This is a genomic window from Caldimonas hydrothermalis (genome assembly GCF_056746695.1).
On sequence record NZ_JBWQXA010000002.1, the window covers coordinates 1 to 22,770 of the forward strand.

Consider the following 22,770-nt stretch of genomic DNA (forward strand, 5'->3'; position numbering starts at 1 on the left):
CAGGACAGTGAAACGCCTCAGCGCCGATGATAGTGCGGTCTCCCGTGTGAAAGTAGGTCATCGTCAGGCTACATCCCTCCAACCCCCACCACCTACCAAGGCGGTGGGGGTTTGTTTTTGATCAGGACCCTCTCCAATCCCCAGCCCAACAACCCACGGTCAGGCATCGACGATCGTGTCGCTGTCGCGCCGTAAGGCGCCGGAAGCGCACAAGGCGTCCACGATGGCCACTTGCCAAGCCGGCCAGGGCTGGCTGAAGAAGTAGTGCTGATGAAGCAGGCGGACGTAGGGGGTGGCATCGAGCCAGGCAAGCAGTTCAGGCCAGGTCTGACGGCGTACTTCGAGCAGGTGGAACTTCACCAGCACCTTGGCGGCATACCAGGCATGACGCAAGGGGTCCGCTCTGAAGCCGGCCAACTTCGCTAGGGCGCGATCGATGGCCGCCTCGACGTCGTCGAACGCGCGGCCGTGACCGGGAAGAACCCGGCGTGCCCCCAGGCTGCGGATCAGCGCCAGCGTGGCGTGCACGTCGTCAAAACCTGGCTGACCGACCAGCTCGGGAAAGACCACACCGAAGCCGTTCTCCCACAAAGCATCGGCCGAAATGAGCAGGCCGTCCTGGGCATCGAACAGCATCAGGGCATGGGGATCGTGGCCCGGGGCGGCGATCACGTTCCAACTGCGCCGGCCGTGACGCAGGGTGTCGCCCGGCTGGAGCGCCGCATCGGGAACGAAACGCTCACAGCGCTGGCCGGTGGCCTGGAAGCTGAGGTGCTCGGGATCCCAGGCCAGGGCTGCCTGGTACTCGGCCTGAGGCACCCAGATCGGGGTGCCATGGCGGCGGGCCAAGGCGGCGTTGCCGCCGCAGTGGTCCGAGTGCAGATGGGTGTTGACGATCGCGCGCAACCGTCGCCCCTGCAGGGCCTGCTCGACCAGCGCAAGCGTCTGATCGGCATGGCTCACGTAGCCGGTGTCGACGAGGAGGGTGCCGTCGGGGTCGTCGTCGAGGAGCAGGATGTTGTTCGACGACAGCCAGCCTCGCTCGAGGACGCGGATGTCGTCGGGAAGCGGCCCCATGGGCAGCGCAGCGCCGGCTTCAGCCGCGCAGTTCGCGGCGCAGGATCTTGCCGACGTTGGACTTGGGCAACTCGTCGCGGAACTCGATGTACTTCGGGCGTTTGTAGGCGGTGAAGTTCTGCTTGCAGTACTCGATCAGGTCTTCCTCGACGAGGGTCGGATCCTTCTTGACAACGAAGAGCTTGACGGCTTCGCCGGACTTGGCGTCGGGCACACCGACCGCCGCACATTCGAGCACGCCCGGATGCAGGTTGACGACCTGCTCGATTTCGTTGGGATAGACGTTGAAGCCCGAGACCAGGATCATGTCCTTCTTGCGATCCACGATCTTCACGTAGCCTCGCTCGTCCATCACGCCGATGTCTCCGGAGCGGAAGAAGCCGTCGGGGGTCATCACCTTGGCGGTCTCGTCAGGACGGTTCCAGTAGCCGGCCATGACCTGCGGGCCACGGATGCAGATTTCGCCCGGCTGCCCGAAGGGCAGGTCCCGGCCGTCGTCGTCACGGATCGCGATGTCGGTGGAGGGGATGGGCAGGCCGATCGTGCCGGTGAATTCCTTGAGGTCCAGGCGGTTGCTGGTGGCCACGGGCGAGGTCTCGGACAGGCCGTAGCCTTCGACGACGGGGCAGCCGGTGATCTTCAGCCATTTGTCGGCGGTGGCCTTCTGCACGGCCATGCCGCCGCCGTTGCTGACCACCAGCTCGGAGAAGTCCAGACGGGCGAAGTCCGGTTCGTTGGCCAGGGCGTTGAAGAGGGTGTTGACCGCCGGGAACATGTTGACACGGTGCTTCTGCAGTGTCTTGATGAAGCCGGGGATGTCCCGCGGGTTGGGGATGAGCAGGTTCATCGAGCCCAGGCGCGCGCCCATCATGTAGCAGATCGTCAGCGCGAAGATGTGATAGAGCGGCAGCGCGCACACGACGGTGAGCGGCTTGTCGCCCAGCTTGTCGAGCATGGGCTTGAACCAGGCTTCGGTCTGCAGGATGTTGGCGATGACGTTGCGGTGGGTGAGCGTGGCGCCTTTGGAGACGCCGGTGGTACCGCCGGTGTACTGGAGGAAGGCGACGTCGCTGGGCGACATCGGCGCTCGCTGCAGGCTCATGCGATGGCCTTCGGCCAGGGCCATGTTGAAGCGGGTGACGGTGCGCCCCCGGTCCATCGGCAGTTTGAACTCGGGCACCATCTTGCGCACGTGGCGCACGACGAAGTTGACGAGCAGGCCCTTCCAGAAGCCGAGCATGTCGCCCATCGCGGCCAGCACGACATGCTGCACGGAAGTGCGGTCGATCACTTCCTGCAACGTGGTGGCGAAGTTTTCGAGGAGGATGATGGCTTTGGCGCCGGAGTCCTTGAGCTGATGCTCGAGTTCACGCGGGGTGTAGAGCGGGTTGACGTTGACCACCGCGAAGCCTGCCCGCAGCACGGCTGCGATGGCCACGGTGTACTGCAGCACGTTGGGCATCATCAGGGCAACGCGGTCACCGCGCTGCAGTCCCTTGGATTGCAGCCAGGCGCCCAGCGCGGCGGACATCTCGTCGATGTCGCGGTAGGTGATGGCCACGTCCATGCACATGGCGGCACGGCGTGAGGCGTGCTTGCGGAAGGCCTCCTCCAGCAGCTCGGGCAGGGACTGATAGACGTCGACCTCGACCTCGGCCGGCACGCCGGGGGGGTAGTGCTTCAGCCAGGGCTTGGTCTCGAGCGCGATGGATACGGCAGACACGGTGACTCCAGATCGAGGAAACGTCCCCGATTCTTGGAGGCTGGCCGACTCATGCCAACGGTAATTGCACTAACGCACGGTCGTTCGCTCGTCCCGGGCCTGTCGCCAAGGCGACAGCATCGGGTGCGAACAGGCGCTCGATCAGTTCGCGCTCGCGGGTCTCGATGCAATGCAGGAACTCCTCAGCACCGCCCATGGCGCGGAAGGTGTCGAAGCCGGCTTCGAGGAAGCGCTGCAGGTCGCCCAAGCCGGCGGCCTTGGCGGGGCCGCGCATCATGTGCAGGCTGGCGCGCAGCATGGGCTGGCGGGCGTAGCCGTCGAGCGAGCGGCCGACGGCCAGCGTGAGCTCGAGCTGCAGGCGACGCTGGTCGGGTTCGCCACAGGTCTGCCAGGCCCGCACGTAGCGGCCTGGATCGAGGGGCAGGCCGTTCAAGGCCTGCGCCATCCGTGTGTCCAGCCGTTCGGACAGGGCGTGCACGCGCGCCAGGCGCAGCACGGTCTCGACGATGTGCCGCGGGAACAGGCGCACCAGGGTCGGCACGATGCGGGCGAACTGGGCGTCGCGCAGGCTGAAGTCGCCCGGGCCGTAGAGTTCGTCGAGGAAAAAGCGGGCCGGCGGGCCATGGCGGGGGCTGGCGAGCAGGTCGGCGTAGGTCCGGCGGAAACGGGCCTGCTGGTAGCGCTTCAGGGCCTCGACGCGTGTACCGAGGGCCGGGTCGCCAGCGCGCAGGGCGCGCTGGCGGGCCACTTCGCGCAGTTCGTGCAGGATGTCTTCGGCCTGGACGGGCATGGCCGGGATTGTCGGGGTTTGCCTGGGGGCCGGTTAGTGGGGGGACCCTAGGCCAGAGGGCATGGTGGGTGCCACACTGGCGCCGATGCAGAGACGGACCTTCCTTCGCTTAGGGCTGGGCTCGGCCTTGGTGCTGGGGGCCTTGGGCGCGGGCCTGACTTGGTGGCGCCCGGGGCTGGAGCACGGGCGGTTCACGTCGGCGACGCGACGGGTGCTCGTTCGCCTGTGCGAGGCGGTGCTCGAGGGCAACCTGCCGGAGGCCCCCATGGCCCGCGAGGCGGCCCTGCAGGCGCAGATCGTTCGGCTCGAGGCTTTTGCGGCCGGGCTGCCCGCGGCCACCCGCGACGAACTGGGGCAGTTGCTGGGGTTGCTGGCCCTGCCACCGGGGCGGCGCTGGTTGGCAGGGGTGGCGCCGGACTGGGCCGAGGCCTCGGTGGCGCAGGTGCAGAAGGGGCTGCAGGACATGCGGCTGTCCTCGCTGGCCGTGCGCCGTCAGGCCTATCACGCACTGCGGGACATGATCAATGGCACCTACTTTTCCGAACCGGCCCATTGGCCGGCACTGGGCTATCCCGGCCCGGCCGATCTTTGAGGGGCAGCCTCGATGAGCCGGCGTCCCGATCCGGTGGCCGAAGGCCTGTTGCGGGGCTGGCGAGTGCTGGGAGGGGGGCATGCCCAGCCCCCCGAGCGCATGGGCTGCGACGTGGTGATCGTGGGCAGCGGGGCGGGTGCGGGCATCACGGCCGAGCTGCTGACGCAGGTGGGGCTGGACGTGGTGATCGTCGAGGAGGGGCCGCTGCGCAGCAGCCGCGACTTCCGCCAGCTCGAAAGTGAGGCCTATCCGCAGCTTTACCAGGAGAGCGCGGCGCGCAAGACGGCGGACAAAGCGATCAACATCCTGCAGGGGCGCTGCGTGGGAGGGTCCACGACGGTGAACTGGACGAGCTCCTTCCGCACACCCGATGCCACGCTGGCTTATTGGCAGGAGCACTTCGGCCTGCGCGATGTGGACCCGCTGACGATGAGCCCCTGGTTCGCGCAGGCCGAGCGGCGGCTGCACATCGGTGCCTGGCTGGTGCCGCCCAACGAGAACAACGACCTGCTGCGGCGCGGCGCGGCCCGCCTCGGCATCGCCGCGCCGGCCATCTTGCGCAATGTGAAGGACTGCTGGAACCTGGGCTCTTGCGGCATGGGCTGCCCGACCAATGCCAAGCAGTCGATGCTGGTGACCACGATCCCGGCGGCGCTGGAGCGCGGTGCTCGCTTGCTGGTGGAGACGCGCGCGCTGCGCTTTGAGCACGATCAGGGGCGGGTCTCGGGCCTGCTGTGCGTCCCGGTGCAGCCCAACGGCGATGTGGCCACGGGCCGGCCGGGCACGCGCATCCAGGCGCGGCACTATGTGGTGGCTGGCGGTGCGATCAACTCACCGGCCCTGTTGTTGCGGTCGAAGGCCCCGGATCCGCACGGCTTGCTGGGGCGTCGCACCTTCTTGCATCCGGTGGTCATTTCGGCGGCCCGTTTCGATCAGCGTGTGCAGGGGTGGCAAGGGGCGCCTCAGACGATCTACACGGACCATTTCCTGGACGTCCACCCGATCGATGGCCCGATGGGCTACAAGCTGGAGGCGCCACCGCTGCATCCGGTGGTCTTCGCCACGACGCTGTCGGGGTTCGGTCGGTCGCAGGCCGAGCTGCTGGCTCAGTTCGCCCACACTCATGCCCTGCTGGCGCTGCTGCGCGACGGTTTCCATCCGGACTCGCCGGGCGGGCGCGTCGTGCTGCGTGATGACGGCTCACCGGTGCTGGACTATCCGCTCAACGACTTCGTGATGGACGGGGCCCGCCGGGCGCTGTTGAGCATGGCCGAGATCCAGTTCGCGGCCGGGGCCCGGCAGGTGATTCCGGTGCACGAGATGGCCCGGCCTTACACCACCTGGCAGGAGGCCCGTCAGGCGCTGGAAACGCTGCCGATGAAGCCGCTGCTCACGCGGGTGGTGAGCGCCCACGTGATGGGCGGTTGCGCGATGGCTGCGGGCGAAGCCCAGGGGGTGGTGCGGCCCGATGGTCGGCATTGGCAGCTCGAGAACCTCAGCGTGATCGACGGTTCGATCTTCCCGACCAGCATCGGGGCGAACCCGCAGTTGTCGGTCTACGGTTTTGCGAACCGGCTGGCCACCGGCCTGGCCACGCAGCTGACCGGGCGGACCCCGGTGCTGGCATGAGCGGGGGCGGGCCGTGAGTGCCGCTGGGACGACGAGCCGCCTGGCTCGCTTGCAGCAGGCGCTCACGCTGGGCCTGGGGGTCTTCGTGCTGGGCTGGGCGGCTGCGGCCTGGGCCCTGGGGCGGCCGGCGTGGATGCCACTGGGCGCATTGATGGTCTTGGCCGGGTATGTGCTGGTGATGGCGCTGGAGTTCGTGCTGGTGGCCTGCCTGCATGATGGTGATGCGGCGCCGCGGGCGACGGCTGGCCAGTTGCTGCGCGCCTGGTGGGGCGAGGTGACGACGGCGCCCGTGGTCTTCTGTTGGCGCCAGCCCTTCTTCTGGGATGCCGTGCCCGATCGGCCGGACGGCAGGCCCGGACGGCGCGGCCTGGTGCTTGTGCATGGCTTCGTGTGCAACCGGGGCCTGTGGACGCCGTGGCTGCGCGAACTGACGCGACAGGGGCATCCCTTCCTGGCCGTCAACCTCGAGCCGGTGTTCGGCTCGATCGAGGACTATGTGGACACCATCGAAGCGGCGGTGAGCCGGCTGGAGTCGGCCACGGGACTGCCGCCGGTGCTGGTGTGCCACAGCATGGGAGGGCTGGCGGCGCGAGCCTGGTTGCGGCGCTGGCGCTCCCAGGGGCGCGTGCACCGCGTGATCACGATCGGCACGCCTCACCACGGCACCTGGCTGGCACGCTTCGGCCTGGCGCGCAACACCCGCCAGATGCGTCTGGCCAACGCCTGGCTCGAGGCGCTGGCGAGCGAGGAGCCGCCGTCATGCCACCGGCGTTTCACCTGCTTCTACGGGCATTGCGACAACATTGTCTTCCCGGCATCGACCGCCACCCTGGCCGGCGCGGACAACCGGCATCTCGAGGCCACGGCCCATGTGCACATGGCCTTTCACCCGGCAGTGTGGGACGAGGCGATGCGCTGGTTGTCCGTCGGGGAGGGCGGAGACGCCCAGCCGCCGCAGGCGCTTCACGAGCCGCGCTTGCGGATGCGGTACTCCACTTCGTAGATCGAGAAGAGCCCGCACAGGTAACGCTCGAAGAGCTCGATGCCGAGCGTGCTGCGGTTGACCACGCGGTTGAGCAGGCCGCTGAGCATGGGCACGCGCACACCCAGCAGGCGAGGACGCGCATAGGGCTTGAAGCCCACGCGCACCTGGTCGAGGGACCAGCCGGGGATCGTGGCATAGCGTGGCACGGTCCGGTGCAGGCAGGAACGTTCGCAGAAGTAGCTGAAGGTGTGGACGCCGAAGAAGAGGCGGTGGGTGGGATCGGAGTAGAAGTATGGGTTGGAGTAGTGCGGCACGATGATGTGCAGGCTACCTCCAGGGCGCAAGACCCGATCGATCTCCAGCAGCATCGGTCGCAGGTGGTGGCCGTCCACATGTTCGAGAAAGTGGCGCGTGTAGACGTCCTGTACGCTGTGATCCGGCAGGCTGCGCAGGTACTCCATCACGTCCATGCGGACGTCCACCGCACTGCCTTCGCCGATGTCGATGCCGATGAATCCTGGGATGCGTTTGGAGCCGCAGCCCAGGTTGAGCCGCAGGCCGTCCGAGGGGGGCGGCGCCGGCGTGGACGGGTCGATCAGTCGTTCGGTCTTCAAGCCTGTTCCCGGTTCATGTCGAATGCACGGACTGCGCAGTGGGCGCAGGGTGCAGCAGTTGCGCGAGTGCTGCATCCCAGGCCCGACAGATGGTGCCCAGGTCGTGGTGCTGCAGCAACCGCTGACGGGCTGCCTGCACACGGCGTTCGCGTTCGCCGGCATCGGCCATCAGGCGACCCAGGCCCTCGTCCCAGTCGTCCAGGACGGCCCAGTCCTCGAACTCCTCGTAGGAAGGGATGCGGTCGGCCGCCACAGCCAGGCCATTGTAGAAGGCTGTGGCCAGTCGGTTGGGGGTCTTGCAGCGTGTGAAGGGGTTGATCTGGGCCGGGATGATCGCGATCGCGTGACCGGCCAGGGCCTGTCGGAACACGGCGGGCGACCAGGGAATATAGAGGGTCGGCAATGTCCAATGGCTCAGGTGGCGGCGAAAGGCGTCCTCGCTGTTGCTCAGCACGGTCAGGCTCACAGCCTGGGTGCGATGGTGCGCATGTAGCGAGCGCTCGATGCGGGTCAGATCCTGCAGCCCGCCGTCGGCGTAGCTTGCTCCATGGTTGCCGAACCACAGCAAGCGGCGGCCGGGCGCGATGTCGCGTGATGCCAGGAAGCGCCGCAGACGCCAGGCGTGCCAGCGCTGCTGCAGCGTGACGCCCCCCACCGGCAGTGCCGTGTCAAGCGGATCGCCGATGACCTGGATCGGCCGGTCGCCGCCAGTCTCCTGGTGAATCACCTCGGCCAAGGCGGGCGTGGAGGCGACCACCAAGTCGACCTCTTGCACGGCACGGCGCAGGCAGGCGGCGCGCGCGCGCCACCGAGGAGCGTCGTCCTTGGCGTAGAAATGGTTGTCGCACAGATCGAGGATCAGGCAGGTTCCATGCCGGCGGCGCAGGTCCAGGGCCTGGTTCAGGGAGGCTTCGTCATAACGTTTGCCCAGGACGAGGACATGCGGGGCGGGTTCGTGCTCGACGTACAGGCCCGCGTCCCGGCCGGCCAAGCGCAAGCCTTCGATGACTTGCAGGCAGCGGATCCGGGTGCTGGCGACCAGGGGGTCGCTCGAATGGGGCCAGAACCGCAGGCGCGGGCGGTTGGTGACGGACGGGCCTTGCCGCCCGCTGCCGGGGGAGGGTGATGTCGAATCCATGGTGAGGGCGCAAGGACGCCACAGGGCTGCGGCGGCGGTGCCCCTCGGGCGCTACCGCCGGGCACAGTGTAGTCGCCTGCCGCCCGCGATGCCTAAATTCAGGCGGGCGGGAAGCGCGGTTCTCCAGGCAGCAACTCGCCGGCTTCCAGCGGGGGCAGTTGGCGCACGCGCGCGTAGATCGGCGTGAAGTCGGGGGCGGTGGCCTGGAAGAGCTGCTCGAAGCTGTCGATCACGAAGTAGGTGCGCTGGTAGGTGTCGATCTTGTAGCGCGTGCGCATGATGCGCTCGACGTCGAAGCCCACGCGCTTGGGCTCGGGCGAGGTGACGCTGTAGCGCAGCTCGCCGGTGGACGACAGGATGCCGGCACCGTAGGCGCGCAGGCCCTCGGGGGTGGCGATGAGGCCGAACTCGACCGTGTACCAGTACAGGCGCGCCAACAGCTCGCAGGCATCGAGCCGGCTGGCCTTCAGGCCGCCGGCGCCGTAGGCCTGCATGTAGTCGGCGAAGACCGGGTTGAACAGCAAGGGCACGTGGCCGAAGAGGTCGTGGAAGACGTCGGGCTCGACGACGTAGTCGAACTCCTCGGGCTCGCGGATCCACTCCGTGACCGGGAAGCGGCGCTCGGACAGCAGCTTGAAGAAGGCCTCCTCGGGGATGAGGCCGGGCACGGCCACGACCTGCCAGCCGGTGGCGCGCATCAGGCGTTCGCTCAACTCGTCGAAGCGTGGGATCCGGTCGGGCTCGCCCAGGTGGGTCACGGCCTCGACGAACTCCTTGCAAGCCAGGCCCGGCAACTGGGCCGCCTGGCGTTCGTAGAGGCGGCGGTAAAGGTCGTGCTGGGCCGGGGTGTAGGCGGCCCAGTCCTGCTCACAGGTGTAGTCGGCGCGGGCGCGGGCGTAGTTGCCGCGCGGGGGCCGCTCTCCTTCGCCGTAGGTGACGGGCGCCACGCCCTGGTTGACGCCGCTGTGGAAATCGATGGCGGTGGAAGGGGCCGTCATGGCGCGCTCCTCGTGCGGGATGCTCAGGCCGCGGTGGCGTCGGTCTTCAGGACGCCGCGGCGCATCTGGTCCAGTTCCATGGTTTCGAAGAGTGCCTTGAAGTTGCCTTCGCCGAAACCCTGGTTGCCCTTGCGCTGGATGAACTCGAAGAAGATGGGGCCGAGCTGGTTCTCGCTGAAGATCTGCAGCAGCAGCTCGCCGGGCTGGCCGTCGACCAGGATGTTGCGGGCCTTCAGGCCTTCGAGGTCCTCGCCGTGGTTGGGGATGCGCTTGGGCAGCAGCTCGTAGTAGGTGGCGCTGGTGGTCAGCAGCTTGATGCCCGACATCTGCAACGCGTCCACGGTGTCGTAGAGGTTGGTCGAACCCAGCGCGATGTGCTGGATGCCTTCGCCGTGGTAGCGGTCGAGGTATTCCTGGATCTGTCCGGCCTTTTCGTTGCCTTCCTCGTTGATGGGGATGCGGATCTTGCCGCAGGGGCTGGTCATGGCCTTGCTCTTCACGCCGGTGGCCTGGCCCTCGATGTCGAAGTAGCGCACCTCGCGGAAGTTGAAGATGCGTTCGTAGAACTCGGCCCACTCGGCCATGCGGCCGCGGTGCACGTTGTGGGTGAGGTGGTCGATGTAGGTCAGGCCATGGCCCACCGGGTTCAATTCGGCCCCGGGCAGCGGCTCGAAATCGACGTCGTAAAAGCCGATGTTGCCGATGTCGCCTTCTTTGGCGCCATTCTTGCCGCGCCACTTGTCGACCAGATAGATCAGCGAGTCGCCGATGCCTTTGATGGCCGGGATGTTCAGCTCGCCCGGGCCGGCCTGGTTGGCGTAGCCCCAGGCGCCCAGGTCGATGGCGCGCTCGTAGGCCGCCTTGGCGTCGCGCACGCGAAAGGCGATGGCGCACACGCTGGGGCCGTGCAGCCGGGCGAAGCGCTGGGCGAAGGAGTCGGGTTCGGCGTTGAGGATGAAATTGATCTCGCCCTGGCGGTACAGCGTCACGTTCTTGTGGCGGTGGCGCGCGATGGCCTTGAAGCCCATGCGCTCGAAGAGCTGGCCCATCGCGGCAGGATCGGGGGCGGCGTATTCGATGAATTCGAAGCCATCGGTGCCCATCGGGTTGTCCCAGGGGGTGAATTGCATGCCGGTCTCCAAAGCGTGGGCAGACGCCGTAGCGCCCGCATGTTGAGCTGTGTCAAGACTGTAGGCGGCGTGGGGCGCAGTTTTTCTGCATTTTTGAGCGGAAAGGCTACAAAAACGCAATAAAAGTGCGAGAATTTCTCTATGGACACAGCGATAACGCTCGACGCCATCGATCGGCGCATCCTTCGCGCGCTGCAGACCAATGGCCGCATGACGTACGACGAACTGGCCGGGCAGGTGAGCCTGTCGCCCTCGGCCGCGCTGCGCCGCGTCAAGCGTCTGGAGGAGGCCGGGGCGATTGCCGGCTATGTGGCCATCGTCCCGCCCGAGCGGGTGGGGCTGGGGCTGACGGCCTACATCAACGTGCGCTTGGAAAAGCACACCGAGAGCCACAAGCGCAATCCCATGGATCTGTTCCGTGCGGCAGTACAGAGCTGGCCCGAGGTGGTGGAGTGCGTGGCCCTCACGGGTGAGATGGACTACCTGCTGCGCGTGGTGGTGCAGGACATGGCCCACTACTCGCGCTTCATCATGGACACCCTGCTCAAGCATCCGAGTGTCGAGGACTGCAAGACCAGTTTCGTGCTCGATCGGGTGAAAAACACGACGGCCGTGCCGGTGTAATCCCTAGGCGGTCTCTGTCGCGTTGGCGACAGAAACGAGGCCTCGAGTCTCCACAATCGGACTGCAAATTTGCACGACCGTGCATTTTGCAGTGCAGAACTCAACAGGAGACAGGCATGCAGTTTTGGCGTTCTAAATGGGCCGCTGCGGTGGGCAGCGTCGTCGTGCTGGTGGCGTGCGGCGGTGGCGGAGGTGACAGTACACCTGAACCGGAAGAGGTGCGCCCGCACGATGCGCGCACCTTCCCGCTCGACGAGACCGCGCTGGCCTTCGAGGCCTTGCCGGGGACCACGACCACGCGTTTCCACGGCGTGCTCAACGGGGCAGGCTACCGCATCGAGGTGCCGCAGAACTGGAATGGCCGCCTCGTGATGTACGCCCACGGCTACCGCGGCACCAATGTGCCGCTGACGGTGAGCAACCCGCCGATCCGCGCCCATCTGATCGCCAACGGCTATGCCTGGGCGGCGTCGAGCTACAGCAAGAACTACTACGACGTGCGTGCCGGCGTGGAGGACACCAACGCGCTGGCGTTGGCGTTTTCGCGCCTCACCGGCCTGGCCGAGCCGACACGGCGCTACATCATCGGCCATTCGATGGGCGGGCATATCACGGGCGCGGCGATCGAGGAGGAGACCTTCCGCACGGCCAATCACAAGGTGCGTTACCACGGGGCCGTGCCGATGTGCGGCGTGATGGGCGACACCGAGCTGTTCGACTACTTCTCGGCCTACCAGACGGCGGCGCAGTACTTTGCCGGGGTGCCGCTGTACCCGACCACGGCCTGGGCCGACATCAACGCCTTGGTACGCAGCCGGCTGTTCACGACATTCAGCAGCTCGGTGATCACGCCCACGGCCGACGGCGAGAAGCTCAAGGGCGTGGTGATGAACCTCACCGGCGGCAACCGGCCGATCTTCGAGCAGGGTTTCGCGAATGCGGGACTGCAGCAGGTGGTTTGGGGCACCTTCGGTGGCGACGGCACGATCAACGGCATCCTCAATGCCAGTGTGCTGGACACGCGCAACATGGTCTTGCAGATCGACAGCGACCCGGCGCTCAGTGAGGAGGAGACCTTGCTCAACCAGCGCTTGCTGCGCGTCACGCCGGTGCCCGATGCCAACCGCTTGCGCCGCGACGGCTTGCGCTGGATCCCGAAGGTCAACGGACAGTTCAGCATCCCGGTGGTGTCGCTGCACACGCTGGGTGACATGTACGTGCCGTTCAGCATGCAGCAGATCTACAAGCGCCGCGCCGACGCCAATGGCTCGGGGGGCTGGCTGGTGCAGCGTGCCATCCGCGCCCCCAGCCATTGTGATTTCACGGTGGCCGAACAGGTGGCGGCCTTCGACGACATGGTGGCATGGGAGCAGAACGGCACGCGGCCCGAGGGGGACGAGGTGCTGGACGCCGCGGTCGTGGCCGATCCGGCCTATGGCTGCCGCTTCACGGTCAATGCCGGCGGGCCGTATGACAACCCCACCACGGTGACCGTGCGCACGCTGATGCCGGCCTGCCCGACCCCCTGAACGGCCCTGCGGTCTCAGCCCTCGTCCAGGTCACGCACCTTGCGCAGCGTGGCCTCGGGCGAGAGGTTGAGCAAGGCGGCGATGTCGGCGATGTCGTCCGGCAAGGCGGCGTTGTCCCAGCCGTGCTGGGTGTGACGGGCCAGGCGGATCGCCAGCGTCACGCTGCGGGCCTGCAGGTCGTGGGCCGCCGCGTGTTCGTCGGTGAGCCGGCGCCACACGCGCGGCAGGCGCCAGGTGCGCATCAAGGCCTGTTCGAGATCGGCCAGGCGGATGTGCAGCACGTCCACCTGGGCCTGGGCCGAGCGCAGAGCCGGGTCGCGCCGCTGGCGGTGGCGGATCTCCAGCGCCAGGTCGGGGGCATGGCACCACAGCAGCATTTCGGCGAAATCGTGCAGCAAGGCGGCGTGATAGAGCGTCGGCGCGTCGCTGTCCATGCGGTGCACGGCAAAGCCCAGGGCAAACACGGCAGCACGGGCGGCGCGTGCGAGCACTTCGTGCAGGCCGTCACGCGCCTCGGGGTGCGCATGCAGCAGGTCTTCGGTGGTCTGCAGCGTTGGGAAGGCGCGGAAGAAGGGTTCCACGCCCAGGTAAACCAAGGCGGCGGTGAGGGTTTCGGCCAAGACTTCGTGGTCGTCGTCGCCAGCCGATGGCCGCCGCAAGGTGGCCACGTGACTGAACAGTTTGAGGGTCATCAAGGGATCGCCGGCGAGAAACTCGGCGATGCTGTGAGCGTCCAGGTCGTCTTGCCGGGTGGCGAGCCAGTCCATCGCCTCGGCCGTGCGCGGCAGCACCGGGATGGTGGCCGCAGCGAAGTGGGCCGTCCAGGCGTCCAGGGTGGGCAAGGGGCGGGTGAGCATACGAACACTCCTGGGGGGATATCGGCACAGGGGCCGGAACGCTTGAATGGGACAAACCCGCAAGTTCCGGGCGAGATGTCTCCTGGGCACCACCGCGGTGTGGTCCCCCCGGCGCACAATGCCGGCTTCGAGGATGCCGTGATCGAGGAGGCGGGGCATGGGCTCATGGTGGAGGGCCAGCGGGGGGCACGGGCTCAAGGCCCTCGGGGTGGTGGTCATGCTGGGCGGCGTGTTGGCGGCAGGGTTCTGGTGGAGCCGTTCTGGGCTGGACGGGCCTGTCCCGACTGCCCAGGTGCCGGCGCTGGCGCCGCAGCAGCAGGCGGCGTTGGAGGCTGCCCGTCAGCGCCTGGAGCAAGCCTTGCGCGAGCGAGACCAGGCTTTGCGCGAGGGCCGCGACGAGGCGGCGGCGCAGGCCCAGCGTGCGCTCAACGAGGTCATGGGGCTGGGGACGAGGCCCACGCTGCGGCCACAGCAGATCGAGGCGGTGCTGCCGTTGCAATTGGGCGGCTTGCCGCGGCAACCGAGCGACACCTTTGGGGACGAGTCTTTGGGGGCGGCCAGCGTGTCGGTGAGCACGCAGTACGGTGTGGATGCGTCGCGCCGTATCGCGCTGTCGGTCAGCGACACGGGGGGGCTGTCGGTATGGGCGGTGATGGCCGAGTGGCAACGCGCCGCCGCCGATGCGCAACGGGCCGGGCGCCAAGAGACGGTGCGCTTCGAGCAAGGGCGCGTGCGGCGCGAGGTGGAGGCGGCCGATGCCATGCCGGCACAGGTGCATTGGGTGCTGGCCAACGGGGTGGCGGTGGAGGCGCTGGCCGACGGCATGGATTTGAAGACCCTGCGCGCTGCGCTCGACGATCTGGACCTGGCGGGTTTGGAGCGTCTGCAGCCTTGAGCGGTGGTGGCGTATCGTGCGGGGCATGTCCGCATCGTCCTTGCCGGCGGCCGCGCCGGCCCATGTGCTGCCCGTCATCGTGCTGGCCCAGTTCGCCGGCACCTCGCTGTGGTTTGCCGTCAATGCCGTGATGCCCGACCTGCAGCGCGACTGGGCGCTGGGGCCTGCGGCGGCGGGCACGCTCACTTCGGCGGTGCAACTGGGCTTCATCACGGGCACCCTGGTGTTCGCGGTGCTGTCGGTGGCCGACCGTTTCTCGCCGCGGTGGGTGTTCCTGGCCTGCGCGGTGGCGGGGGCCGTCTGCAATGCCCTGGGGGCGCATGCCGCCGGCTCGCTCGAGGTCTTGCTGGGGCTGCGGTTTGCCACCGGCTTCTTCCTGGCCGGCATCTACCCGGTGGGCATGAAGATCGCGGCGAGCTGGTATCCGCAAGGCCTTGGCGCCGCCCTGGGCTGGCTGGTGGGCGCGCTGGTGCTGGGCACGGCCAGCCCGCACCTGCTGCGCGCGCTGGGTACGGACTGGCCCTGGCAGCAGGTGATGGACGTGGTGTCGCTGCTGGCGCTGGCCGGCGGCTTGCTGCTGGCGGCCACCGTGCCCGACGGGCCGCACCTGCCGCGGTCGGCCCGCCTGCAATGGCGCGCCCTGGGGGCCTTGTGGACGCACCGCCCGGTGCGGGCCTCGGCCTTCGGCTACTTCGGCCACATGTGGGAGCTCTACACCTTCTGGGTGCTGCTGCCAGCCATCGTCGGCACCCGGCTGGCGGGCGCACCCGCCTCGGCCGCGGCCTTTGCCGTGATCGCGCTGGGCACCCTGGGCTGCGTGGGCGGCGGGCTGCTGGCGCGCCGCGTCGGCAGTGCCCGCGTGGCCAGCGTGCAGCTTGCCGCCAGCGGCCTGTGCTGCCTGCTGGCGCCGTGGATGCTGAACGCTCCCGGCCCAGTCTTTACCCTGTGGCTGGCCGTGTGGGGCATCACGGTGGTGGGCGACTCCCCGCAGTTTTCGACGCTGACGGCGCAAAACGCCCCGCGCGAAGCGGTGGGCAGCCTGCTCACGCTGGTCAACAGCATCGGCTTTGCGGTCTCCATCGTCAGCATCCAGCTCTTTGCGATGCTGGCCTCGCGCGTCGATGTGGCCGCACTGCTGCCCTGGCTGGCCCTGGGGCCGGCGCTGGGCCTGTGGATGATGCGCGGGCTCACTCGTCCTCGCGCGGCCGGAACTGACTGACGAGTTGTTGCTGCACCGCCGGGGGCACGGGCTCGTAGTGTGAGAACTCGGCGATGTAGCTGCCGTGGCCGGCGGTGAGGGCGTGCAACCGGGCCTGGTAGCCGTTGAGCTCGGACAGCGGGGCCTGGCCCAGCACGGCCAGGGTGCCCGGTGAGAGGGCGCGGGTGCCGTTGATCTGGCCGCGCTTGGTGGCCAGATCGCCGGTGATGTCGCCGATGTGGGCCTCGGGGGCGGCCACCTCGAGTTTGACGATGGGCTCCAGCACGATGGGGCCGGCCTTGAGCATCGCATCGATGAAGGCCTTGCGGCCGGCGGTGATGAAGGCGATCTCCTTGGAGTCGACCGAGTGGTGCTTGCCGTCGTACACGACCACGCGCACGTCTTGCACCGGGTAGCCGGCGATGACGCCGCCGTCCATGGCCTGGCGCACGCCCTTCTGGACCGCCGGAATGAAGACGCCGGGGATGGCTCCTCCCTTGACCTCGTCGACGAACTCGAAGCCGGCCCCGCGCGGCAGGGGTTCGATGCGCAGGAAGACTTCGCCGAACTGGCCGGCCCCGCCGGTCTGCTTCTTGTGGCGGTGGTGGCCCTCGGCGGCCTGGGTGATGGTTTCGCGGTAGGCGATGCGCGGCGGCCGCGTGACGACCTCGCATTTGTAGAACTCGGTCATGCGTTCGAGCAGCACGCGCAGGTGCATCTCGCCCAGGCCGTACACCACGGTTTCGTTGGTGGCGGCCACGTGCTCGACCTTCAGGCAGGGGTCTTCCTCGACGAGCTTTTGCAGCACTTCCCACATGCGCTGCTCGTCGCCGCGGCGTCTGGGCTCGATGGCCAGGCCATGCACGGGCACCGGGAAGGGCAAGGGTTCGAGGTGGATGCGGCTGTCCTCGGCGGCGTCGTGCAGCACGGCGTCGTAGTGGATCTCGTCGACCTTGGCCACGGCAGCGATCTCGCCCGGGCCGGCGCTGGGGATCTCGACGTGGTCTTTGCCATGCACGGCAAAGAGGTGGCCGACCTTGAAGGGCTTGCGGCCGTCGCCCACATAGAGCAGGCTGTCGCGGGTGACGGTGCCCTGGTGCACGCGGAAGAGGCCAAGCTTGCCGACATAGGGGTCGCTGACCACCTTGAACACATGGGCCAGCACGTGGCGGCTGGCGTCGGGCTCGGCCCGCACGCGCCGGGCCTGGGGCCCTTCGCCTTCGAGGAAGTGCGGCGGATTGCCTTCGCCGGGGTGCGGCATCAAGGCGGCCATCACGTCGAGCAGCTCGGCCACGCCAGCCCCGTTGCGCGCCGAGGTGAAGCACACCGGAATGAGGTGGCCTTCGCGCAGGGCCTGCTCCAGCGGGGCGTGCAGCTCGCGCGGGTCGACGTCGCCGTCGTTGAGGTAGCGCTCGACGAAGTCGGGATCGACTTCCACCACCTGCTCGACCAGCGCGCGATGCGCGGCCTCCACCGACGAAAAATCCGCCTCGCCGGACGGATTGAAGAAGCAGTCGACCACCCGGGTGCCGCCGCCGGCCGGCAGGTTGAGCGGCAGGCACTCCTTGCCGAAGGCTTCCTGGATCTGCGCGAGCACACCCGGCAGGTCGACACGTTCGGCGTCGATCTTGTTGACGACGATCAGCCGGCACAGCTCGCGCTGGCGGGCCCAGTCCATCATGCGAGTGGCCAGGGGCTCGATGCCGGCGGCCGCGTTGAGGACGATGGCGGCGGTCTCCACCGCCTCGAGCGCGGGCAGCGCCTGGCCGAGGAAGTCGGGCAGCCCCGGGGTGTCGAGCAACTGGATCAGCGAGCCGCCGTGCTCGAGGCTGACGATACTGGTGTTGAGGGAGTGCTGGAACTTGCGTTCCAGCGGGTCGAAGTCGGACACGGTGGTCCCGCGCTCCAGGCTGCCGGGGGCATTGATGCGGCCGGCGCGGTGCAGCAGGGCTTCGACGAGGCTGGTTTTGCCCGACGCGCTTTGCCCCACCAGGGCCAGGTTGCGGATCGTGGCGGTCCTGGGGGACGGTGTCGTGGGCATGGCGCTTTCCTCCTAGGGCGTACCGCCCGCCGCGAGGCGGTCTCGGCCGCCGGCCATGACGGGCCGACCGGACGGACACAGCGTAAGGGATCGTCCCTGAGCCGGCAAGGGGGCGGCCATGCCACGCATGGGTGCGTTCGCCGCACGGCCGGCCGGAACTCGACCCGGGCCGTCGCGTTCTCAAGGCATCGTCCCAACGCTCAGGAGGAAGCATGAACCCTGTGGCCTGTGCTTTGAACGAACCGATCGCCCGCCGGCGTGTCGTCTGGACGGCAGGCGGCGCCGCCTTGCTGCTGGGCCTGACCCCTGTCGTCGCGCTGGCCCAATTGCGGCATGGCGACGAGGCCTACCAGCCCGAAGTGGGCCAGCCCGGCAAGGACGTGGTGTGGGTGCCCACGCCGGACGAGGTGGTGCAGGCGATGCTGGACATGGCCAAGGTCACCCAGAAGGACTATGTGGTGGATCTGGGCTCGGGCGACGGCAAGATCGCGATCGCCGCGGCCCGACGGGGCGCACGGGCCCTGGGCATCGAGTACAACCCGGACTTGGTGGCGCTGTCCAGGCGCAATGCCCAGCGCGCCGGGGTGAAGAACGTCACCTTCATGCAGGGCGACATTTTCGAGTCGGACTTCCGCGACGCCGACGTGATCACGCTGTACCTGCTGCCGTCGCTGAACGAGAAGCTGCGTCCGATCCTGCTGGAGATGAAGCCGGGCACGCGCGTGACCTCGCACCAGTTCGACATGGGCGACTGGCCACCCGATGAGGTGCGCGAGCTGGACGGTCGCCGGGCACTGTTCTGGGTGGTGCCAGCCAAGGTGGCGGGGGACTGGTCGGTGCAGGTCGGCAGCGGCACGATGGGCGAGACGCTGAAGCTGAGCCTGTCGCAGACCTACCAGAAGATCCAGGGCCGCATGATCTGGGGAGGGCGCGAGGCGCCGCTCGACCAGCCCGAGCTGCGTGGCGGGGCCATCCGCTTCACGGCCGTGGATGGGCAGGGCCGCCGCCATCGTTTCGAGGGCCGGGCCGGTCACGACGGCCGCATGAGCGGCACGGTGATCGACCCCAGCGGCCAGCGCCGGCCCTTCTCTGCGACCCGGTCCTGAAGACGGACCCGCCGCCGGTCAACCCGCATGGCGCATCGGCGCGTCGGTGAAGATGCGCGGGTCCATGGGGCGCAGGTCCTCGGCCACGGCCACCGGGGCGCCGCAGGCGTCGAGCACGTCGCGTTGCAGGTCCAGCCCCGGGGCGATTTCGGTGAGCGTGAGGCCGCCCTCGCGCAGCTCGAAAACGGCGCGTTCGGTGACGTAGAGGATGTCGCGCCCGAGGCTGCGCACATAGGGCCCGTTGAAGCTGAGATGGCCCACCTGCGGCACCAGCTTCTTCACACGCCCTTCGCGCACAATGCGCAGCCGCCCGCCGCCGGCTTCGACCTCCAGCCCCTCGGCGGTGAGCGTGCCCATCAGCACCACGCGCCGCGCGGTCTGGGTGATGTTGATGAAGCCGCCCACACCCGCGATGCGGCGGCCGAAGCGGCTGACGTTGACGTTACCCTTCGGGTCGAGTTCGGCCAGACCCAGGAAGGCGATGTCGATGCCGCCGCCATCGTAGAAGTCGAACATTGCCGCATGGTCGATGATGGCCTCGGGGTTGGTGCTCGCGCCAAAGCTCAAGAGCTGCGCCGGCGTGCCGCCCACCGGGCCGGCTTCCACCGTGAGGGTGAAGTCGCTGTGGCCTTCCTCGCGGGCGATCACCCCGAGGCCCGCGGGCATGCCCACGCCGAGGTTCACGACGGGTTTGCGCAGCTTCTTCAGTTCGAGGAAGGCGCGGCGCTGCACGATCTTGCGCAGATCCAGCGGCGCAGGCTCGAAAGCGTGTTCGGGCTCGCGCACCTCGCCGGTGTAGGCGGGGTTGTAGGCCTCACCGAAGGTCATCCAGTGGTCGGCCGGGTCTTCGGTGACCACGACGTAGTCCACCAGGATGCCCGGCACGCGCACGAGGTTGGGGTTCATGCTGCCCGCACGGGTCAGGCGCTTGACCTGGGCGATCACGATGCCGCCGCAGTTGCGCGCGGCTTGGGCGATGGCCAGCAGGTCTTGGTGGAAGGGCTCGTGCTCGGTGGTGAGATTGCCGCGCTCGTCGGCGGTGGTGGCGCGGATGAGGCCGCAGTGGATCGGGAAGCTGGGGTAGAGCAGTTGCTCCTCGCCGTTGAGGCTGAGCAGTTGCACGAGGTTCTCGGTGGTGCGCGGCGTGAGCCGGCCGCCATCGTGGCGCGGATCGACGAAGGTGTGCAATCCGATGCGCGTGATGACCCCCGGCTTGCCGCCGGCAATCGCGCGGAAGAGGTGGGCGATCACCCCTTGCGGCCAGTTGTAGGCCTCGATCTCGTTGCGCTCCACCAGGTCGCCCAGGCGCGGTGCCGAGATCCAGTGCCCGCCGATGACACGCCGCACCAGCCCCGCATGGCCGAAGTGGTTGACGCCGCGCCGGCCGCGGTCGCCTTGGCCCGCGGCGTACAGCAAGGTGAGATCGCGCGGAGCGCCTTCGGCCTCAAAGCGGCGTTCGATCGCCGCGCTGACGGCCTCGGCATGGCCGGCGCCGACGAAGCCGGCGGTGGCGACCGTCCAGCGGTCCTGGATCAGGGCAGCGGCCTGGGCCGCGGTGATGACTTGCATGGCGCGTGGACTCGAGAAGCAGCACAGCCTCCAAGTATCACGCCAGCCGGCAGCGGTCATTGACCTAGACGGCCGCCAGCTCCGCTTCGCTGACGTTGGCCAACTCGAAGAGCTCGGCCAGCCGCGGCAGGGCGGCGAGCACATCGTCGGTGGGCACGCCGAAGTCGATCAGGCAGGCGATCTCGTCCACGCCGATGGCGCGCATGCGGTCCAGGCGGTCCAGGCAGTCGTCCACCGTGCCCAGCAGCGAGCTGGTCTGGTAGTAGCGCTCGAACGAGAAGGCCAGCGCGTCGTCCACGTCCTGCGCCGTGAGGGCGCCAGTGTCCACGGCGCAGCGTTGCTGGAAGAAGGGCACCGAAGCCGTGTAGTGGCCCACGAGCTGGGCCGAGCTGGCCAGGTAGTGCAGCATGGGCGCGCGCACGGTGCGGCGCACGGCGTCGTCATCGTCGCCCACGTAGGCGTGCAGCATCAGCGCGATCTCGCCGCGCCCGGGGTGGCCGGCCTCGGCCCAGGCCTGGCGGTAGATGGCGATCTTCCCGGCCAGCGCCTCCAGGCTCTGGCCCAGCAGGTGGGTCAGTACGTTCACACCCAGGCGGCCGGCGCGGGCGAAGGTGTCGGGGTTGCCGGCCGCGGTGATCCACACCGGCAGTTCGGGCTGCACGGGGCGGGGCAGGGTGCGCAGGCTCACGGTGTCGCCCAGCGGGTTCACCGCCTCGAAGGGCTCACCGCGCCACAGGCGGCGCAGTTCTTCCAGGCGCTCGAACAGCAGTGGGCCGCGGCGTTCGTAGCTGCCTGGCGGGGCCAGCACGAAGTCGTTGGGGAACCAGCCCGAGGCCAGCCCCAGGTCCACCCGCCCGCCCGAGAGCACGTCCACCAGCGCCCATTCCTCGGCCACGCGGGCGACGGGGTGCAGAGGCAGTACCACGCTGCCCGAGCGGATGCGAACGTTCGAGGTGATCGCAGCGAGCGCAGCCGCCGTGACCGAGGGGTTGGGCGAGAGTCCGCCAAAGGCGTGGAAGTGGCGCTCGGGAGCCCACACGGCGCAAAAGCCGTGGTGGTCGGCAAAGCGGGCACTGTCGAAGAGCAGGCGTCGCTTGTCCGCCGCACTGGCGCCGCCTTCGTCGCTGGCGAAGTAGTACAGGCTGTGCTTGAGCGGGCGGTCGGCTGCATCGGGATGGGGTGAGGGCATGGCAGCGGCTCCGGGGATCGGTCAGGCCGATCACACCAGCGCCCTCACGCCCCGGGGTTGATGCAGGGCAAAGGTCGCCGACCCGCCCCCCCGATTCGCGCGGGGGCAGGCGGGTCGCCGCCGGGGTCAGCTCACCTGGAGCTGGATGCGCCGGGCGCTGCCGGGACGGGCCTTGGGCAGCTCGATACGCAGCACGCCGTCCCGGTAGCGGGCCTGGGCCTGCTCGGCCTTCACCGGCACGGGCAGCGGCACCGTGCGCTCGAAGCTGCCATAGGCACACTGCAGCACGCGCCAGCGGCCATCGCTGGACTCCTGCTCGAAGCGCTTCTCGCCGCGCACGACGAGCACGTCGTCACGCACCTCGATGTCGAAGTCCTTCTTGTCCATGCCTGGCACCTCCAGGCGCACGACCAGGCGGCGTTCGTCCTCGAAGACGTCGCCGCCGATCAACGCCCAGCCGTGCGAGGCGATGAAGCTGGTGTCGTCGACGCGGCTGCGGTCGGGCAGGTGGGCTTCGTCGCCGGCGCGGAACCGGGTGAGGGCGCCACGCGCGGAGTCGCGCAGGCGCGACCACCCCTCGGAAAGGCTGTCCCACAGCGAGTCGAAGCCTTCACGGATGTCTTTCATCGTCATGTCGGGCCTCCATTCGATGTCGGACGGGCCGCAGCTCAGGCCACGCGCACCTCGACGCGGCGCGGCTGGGCGTGCTCGGCCTTGGGGATGCGCACCCGCAGCACGCCGTGGGTGAGCTCGGCGCTGACCTTGTCGGGGTCGAGCTCCTTGCTCAGCGTGAAGGTGCGGCGGAAGCGCGAGAGCTGCACCTCGGCATGGCTGGGCGTCATCTGCTGCGGCAGGGGAAGCTGCATCTCACCTTCCAGGCTGAGTGTGTCACCCTCCACCCGCAGGTTCAGGCGATCCCTGGGCACGCCCGGCAGGTCGGCGTACAGCGTGATGCCGGTGCTGTCCTCGATCACGTCCACCGGCGGCACGAGCGCGGGCTCGCTGCGGTCGTTGCCGGCGCTGCGCACGGCGGTGTCGCCGGGGGTGGTCACGGCAGTGGTCGTGTTCATGGCGTCACTCCTTGCG

At 68.6% G+C, this 22,770-nt stretch carries 21 protein-coding genes; 8 read left to right on the forward strand and 13 right to left on the reverse strand.

The window, feature by feature from the left end; translation table 11 throughout:
- Positions 1-159: 159 nt before the first annotated feature.
- The 3 genes from AC1ECW_RS03260 to AC1ECW_RS03270 are packed head-to-tail and all read right to left on the reverse strand — an operon-like array spanning position 160 to position 3,590.
- Positions 160-1,077 (reverse strand): MBL fold metallo-hydrolase, encoded by a 918-nt coding sequence (locus tag AC1ECW_RS03260; protein ID WP_409710087.1) that lies wholly within the window; start codon positions 1,075-1,077, stop codon positions 160-162.
- A gap of 19 nt (positions 1,078-1,096) precedes the next feature.
- Positions 1,097-2,800: a long-chain-fatty-acid--CoA ligase gene (locus AC1ECW_RS03265; protein ID WP_409710090.1), complete on the reverse strand. Its 1,704-nt coding sequence runs from the start codon at positions 2,798-2,800 to the stop codon at positions 1,097-1,099.
- Between the two features lie 49 nt (positions 2,801-2,849).
- Complete coding sequence (locus tag AC1ECW_RS03270) at positions 2,850-3,590, reverse strand: DUF8198 family protein (protein ID WP_481201211.1); 741 nt, start codon at positions 3,588-3,590, stop codon at positions 2,850-2,852.
- A gap of 85 nt (positions 3,591-3,675) precedes the next feature.
- On the opposite strand from AC1ECW_RS03270, the gene AC1ECW_RS03275 reads away from it, so the two are divergent.
- From AC1ECW_RS03275 to AC1ECW_RS03285, 3 genes are read left to right on the forward strand one after another with little or no spacing between them, the layout of a single operon-like run.
- The gene (locus AC1ECW_RS03275; protein ID WP_409709679.1) at positions 3,676-4,182 is read left to right on the forward strand and encodes a hypothetical protein; all 507 of its coding nucleotides are present in this window, start codon (positions 3,676-3,678) and stop codon (positions 4,180-4,182) included.
- Between the two features lie 12 nt (positions 4,183-4,194).
- Positions 4,195-5,811, forward strand: coding sequence for a GMC family oxidoreductase N-terminal domain-containing protein (locus tag AC1ECW_RS03280; protein ID WP_409709682.1), 1,617 nt, complete (start codon positions 4,195-4,197; stop codon positions 5,809-5,811).
- Positions 5,812-5,824: 13 nt separating this feature from the next.
- On the forward strand, positions 5,825-6,814 hold the full coding sequence (locus AC1ECW_RS03285) for an esterase/lipase family protein (protein WP_409709685.1): 990 nt from the start codon (positions 5,825-5,827) through the stop codon (positions 6,812-6,814).
- Here the strand turns inward: AC1ECW_RS03285 and AC1ECW_RS03290 are convergent.
- The 4 genes from AC1ECW_RS03290 to hppD form a co-directional block, all read right to left on the reverse strand.
- Entirely contained in the window at positions 6,775-7,410 is a 636-nt protein-coding gene (locus AC1ECW_RS03290) for a class I SAM-dependent methyltransferase (protein ID WP_409709688.1), read from the reverse strand. The genes AC1ECW_RS03285 and AC1ECW_RS03290 overlap by 40 nt on opposite strands.
- Positions 7,411-7,423: 13 nt before the next feature.
- Positions 7,424-8,548 (reverse strand): glycosyltransferase, encoded by a 1,125-nt coding sequence (locus AC1ECW_RS03295; protein ID WP_481201212.1) that lies wholly within the window; start codon positions 8,546-8,548, stop codon positions 7,424-7,426.
- 98 nt (positions 8,549-8,646) lie between these two features.
- Positions 8,647-9,546: a phenylalanine 4-monooxygenase gene (gene phhA, locus AC1ECW_RS03300; RefSeq protein ID WP_409703993.1), complete on the reverse strand. Its 900-nt coding sequence runs from the start codon at positions 9,544-9,546 to the stop codon at positions 8,647-8,649.
- Between the two features lie 23 nt (positions 9,547-9,569).
- Positions 9,570-10,676 carry a 4-hydroxyphenylpyruvate dioxygenase gene (gene hppD / locus AC1ECW_RS03305; RefSeq protein WP_409703995.1) on the reverse strand — a complete coding sequence of 369 codons (1,107 nt, stop codon included), beginning with the start codon at positions 10,674-10,676 and terminating at the stop codon, positions 9,570-9,572.
- A gap of 141 nt (positions 10,677-10,817) precedes the next feature.
- On the opposite strand from hppD, the gene AC1ECW_RS03310 reads away from it, so the two are divergent.
- Positions 10,818-11,300 (forward strand): Lrp/AsnC family transcriptional regulator, encoded by a 483-nt coding sequence (locus AC1ECW_RS03310; RefSeq protein WP_409703997.1) that lies wholly within the window; start codon positions 10,818-10,820, stop codon positions 11,298-11,300.
- Positions 11,301-11,416: 116 nt separating this feature from the next.
- On the forward strand, positions 11,417-12,829 hold the full coding sequence (locus AC1ECW_RS03315; RefSeq protein WP_409703999.1) for an alpha/beta hydrolase family protein: 1,413 nt from the start codon (positions 11,417-11,419) through the stop codon (positions 12,827-12,829).
- Positions 12,830-12,843: 14 nt separating this feature from the next.
- On the opposite strand, the gene AC1ECW_RS03320 is transcribed toward AC1ECW_RS03315, so the two are convergent.
- Positions 12,844-13,686 carry an HDOD domain-containing protein gene (locus AC1ECW_RS03320; RefSeq protein WP_409704001.1) on the reverse strand — a complete coding sequence of 281 codons (843 nt, stop codon included), beginning with the start codon at positions 13,684-13,686 and terminating at the stop codon, positions 12,844-12,846.
- 157 nt (positions 13,687-13,843) lie between these two features.
- Between AC1ECW_RS03320 and AC1ECW_RS03325 the strand changes: the two genes are divergently transcribed.
- Both AC1ECW_RS03325 and AC1ECW_RS03330 read left to right on the forward strand, forming a co-directional pair.
- Positions 13,844-14,581: a hypothetical protein gene (locus AC1ECW_RS03325; RefSeq protein WP_409704003.1), complete on the forward strand. Its 738-nt coding sequence runs from the start codon at positions 13,844-13,846 to the stop codon at positions 14,579-14,581.
- A 25-nt stretch (positions 14,582-14,606) separates the two neighbouring features.
- Positions 14,607-15,800 (forward strand): MFS transporter, encoded by a 1,194-nt coding sequence (locus AC1ECW_RS03330; RefSeq protein ID WP_481201213.1) that lies wholly within the window; start codon positions 14,607-14,609, stop codon positions 15,798-15,800.
- Here the strand turns inward: AC1ECW_RS03330 and fusA are convergent.
- Positions 15,769-17,820, reverse strand: coding sequence for an elongation factor G (gene fusA / locus AC1ECW_RS03335; RefSeq protein WP_481201214.1), 2,052 nt, complete (start codon positions 17,818-17,820; stop codon positions 15,769-15,771). The genes AC1ECW_RS03330 and fusA overlap by 32 nt on opposite strands.
- A 212-nt stretch (positions 17,821-18,032) precedes the next feature.
- On the opposite strand from fusA, the gene AC1ECW_RS03340 reads away from it, so the two are divergent.
- Positions 18,033-18,926: a methyltransferase domain-containing protein gene (locus AC1ECW_RS03340; protein ID WP_409704009.1), complete on the forward strand. Its 894-nt coding sequence runs from the start codon at positions 18,033-18,035 to the stop codon at positions 18,924-18,926.
- Positions 18,927-18,944: 18 nt separating this feature from the next.
- Here AC1ECW_RS03340 and AC1ECW_RS03345 read toward each other — a convergent pair whose 3' ends face one another.
- The 4 genes from AC1ECW_RS03345 to AC1ECW_RS03360 form a co-directional block, all read right to left on the reverse strand.
- A complete protein-coding gene (locus tag AC1ECW_RS03345) occupies positions 18,945-20,495 on the reverse strand; it encodes an acyl CoA:acetate/3-ketoacid CoA transferase (RefSeq protein WP_409704011.1) in 1,551 nt (516 codons plus the stop codon).
- 64 nt (positions 20,496-20,559) lie between these two features.
- A complete protein-coding gene (locus AC1ECW_RS03350; protein WP_409704013.1) occupies positions 20,560-21,684 on the reverse strand; it encodes an LLM class flavin-dependent oxidoreductase in 1,125 nt (374 codons plus the stop codon).
- A gap of 126 nt (positions 21,685-21,810) precedes the next feature.
- Positions 21,811-22,317: an Hsp20/alpha crystallin family protein gene (locus tag AC1ECW_RS03355; protein ID WP_409704015.1), complete on the reverse strand. Its 507-nt coding sequence runs from the start codon at positions 22,315-22,317 to the stop codon at positions 21,811-21,813.
- A 35-nt stretch (positions 22,318-22,352) separates the two neighbouring features.
- Positions 22,353-22,754 (reverse strand): Hsp20/alpha crystallin family protein, encoded by a 402-nt coding sequence (locus tag AC1ECW_RS03360; protein WP_409704017.1) that lies wholly within the window; start codon positions 22,752-22,754, stop codon positions 22,353-22,355.
- Positions 22,755-22,770: the final 16 nt, after the last annotated feature.

Bases quoted from the DNA above. Each gene is read 5' to 3' on its own strand.
- AC1ECW_RS03260 (WP_409710087.1), bottom strand. From the start codon at position 1,077: ATGGGGCCGCTTCCCGACGACATCCGCGTCCTCGAGCGAGGCTGGCTG.
- AC1ECW_RS03270 (WP_481201211.1), bottom strand. From the start codon at position 3,590: ATGCCCGTCCAGGCCGAAGACATCCTGCACGAACTGCGCGAAGTGGCC.
- AC1ECW_RS03275 (WP_409709679.1), top strand. From the start codon at position 3,676: ATGCAGAGACGGACCTTCCTTCGCTTAGGGCTGGGCTCGGCCTTGGTG.
- AC1ECW_RS03280 (WP_409709682.1), top strand. From the start codon at position 4,195: ATGAGCCGGCGTCCCGATCCGGTGGCCGAAGGCCTGTTGCGGGGCTGG.
- AC1ECW_RS03295 (WP_481201212.1), bottom strand. From the start codon at position 8,548: ATGGATTCGACATCACCCTCCCCCGGCAGCGGGCGGCAAGGCCCGTCC.
- phhA (WP_409703993.1), bottom strand. From the start codon at position 9,546: ATGACGGCCCCTTCCACCGCCATCGATTTCCACAGCGGCGTCAACCAG.
- hppD (WP_409703995.1), bottom strand. From the start codon at position 10,676: ATGCAATTCACCCCCTGGGACAACCCGATGGGCACCGATGGCTTCGAA.
- AC1ECW_RS03310 (WP_409703997.1), top strand. From the start codon at position 10,818: ATGGACACAGCGATAACGCTCGACGCCATCGATCGGCGCATCCTTCGC.
- AC1ECW_RS03315 (WP_409703999.1), top strand. From the start codon at position 11,417: ATGCAGTTTTGGCGTTCTAAATGGGCCGCTGCGGTGGGCAGCGTCGTC.
- AC1ECW_RS03320 (WP_409704001.1), bottom strand. From the start codon at position 13,686: ATGCTCACCCGCCCCTTGCCCACCCTGGACGCCTGGACGGCCCACTTC.
- AC1ECW_RS03325 (WP_409704003.1), top strand. From the start codon at position 13,844: ATGGGCTCATGGTGGAGGGCCAGCGGGGGGCACGGGCTCAAGGCCCTC.
- AC1ECW_RS03330 (WP_481201213.1), top strand. From the start codon at position 14,607: ATGTCCGCATCGTCCTTGCCGGCGGCCGCGCCGGCCCATGTGCTGCCC.
- fusA (WP_481201214.1), bottom strand. From the start codon at position 17,820: ATGCCCACGACACCGTCCCCCAGGACCGCCACGATCCGCAACCTGGCC.
- AC1ECW_RS03340 (WP_409704009.1), top strand. From the start codon at position 18,033: ATGAACCCTGTGGCCTGTGCTTTGAACGAACCGATCGCCCGCCGGCGT.
- AC1ECW_RS03345 (WP_409704011.1), bottom strand. From the start codon at position 20,495: ATGCAAGTCATCACCGCGGCCCAGGCCGCTGCCCTGATCCAGGACCGC.
- AC1ECW_RS03350 (WP_409704013.1), bottom strand. From the start codon at position 21,684: ATGCCCTCACCCCATCCCGATGCAGCCGACCGCCCGCTCAAGCACAGC.
- AC1ECW_RS03355 (WP_409704015.1), bottom strand. From the start codon at position 22,317: ATGACGATGAAAGACATCCGTGAAGGCTTCGACTCGCTGTGGGACAGC.
- AC1ECW_RS03360 (WP_409704017.1), bottom strand. From the start codon at position 22,754: ATGAACACGACCACTGCCGTGACCACCCCCGGCGACACCGCCGTGCGC.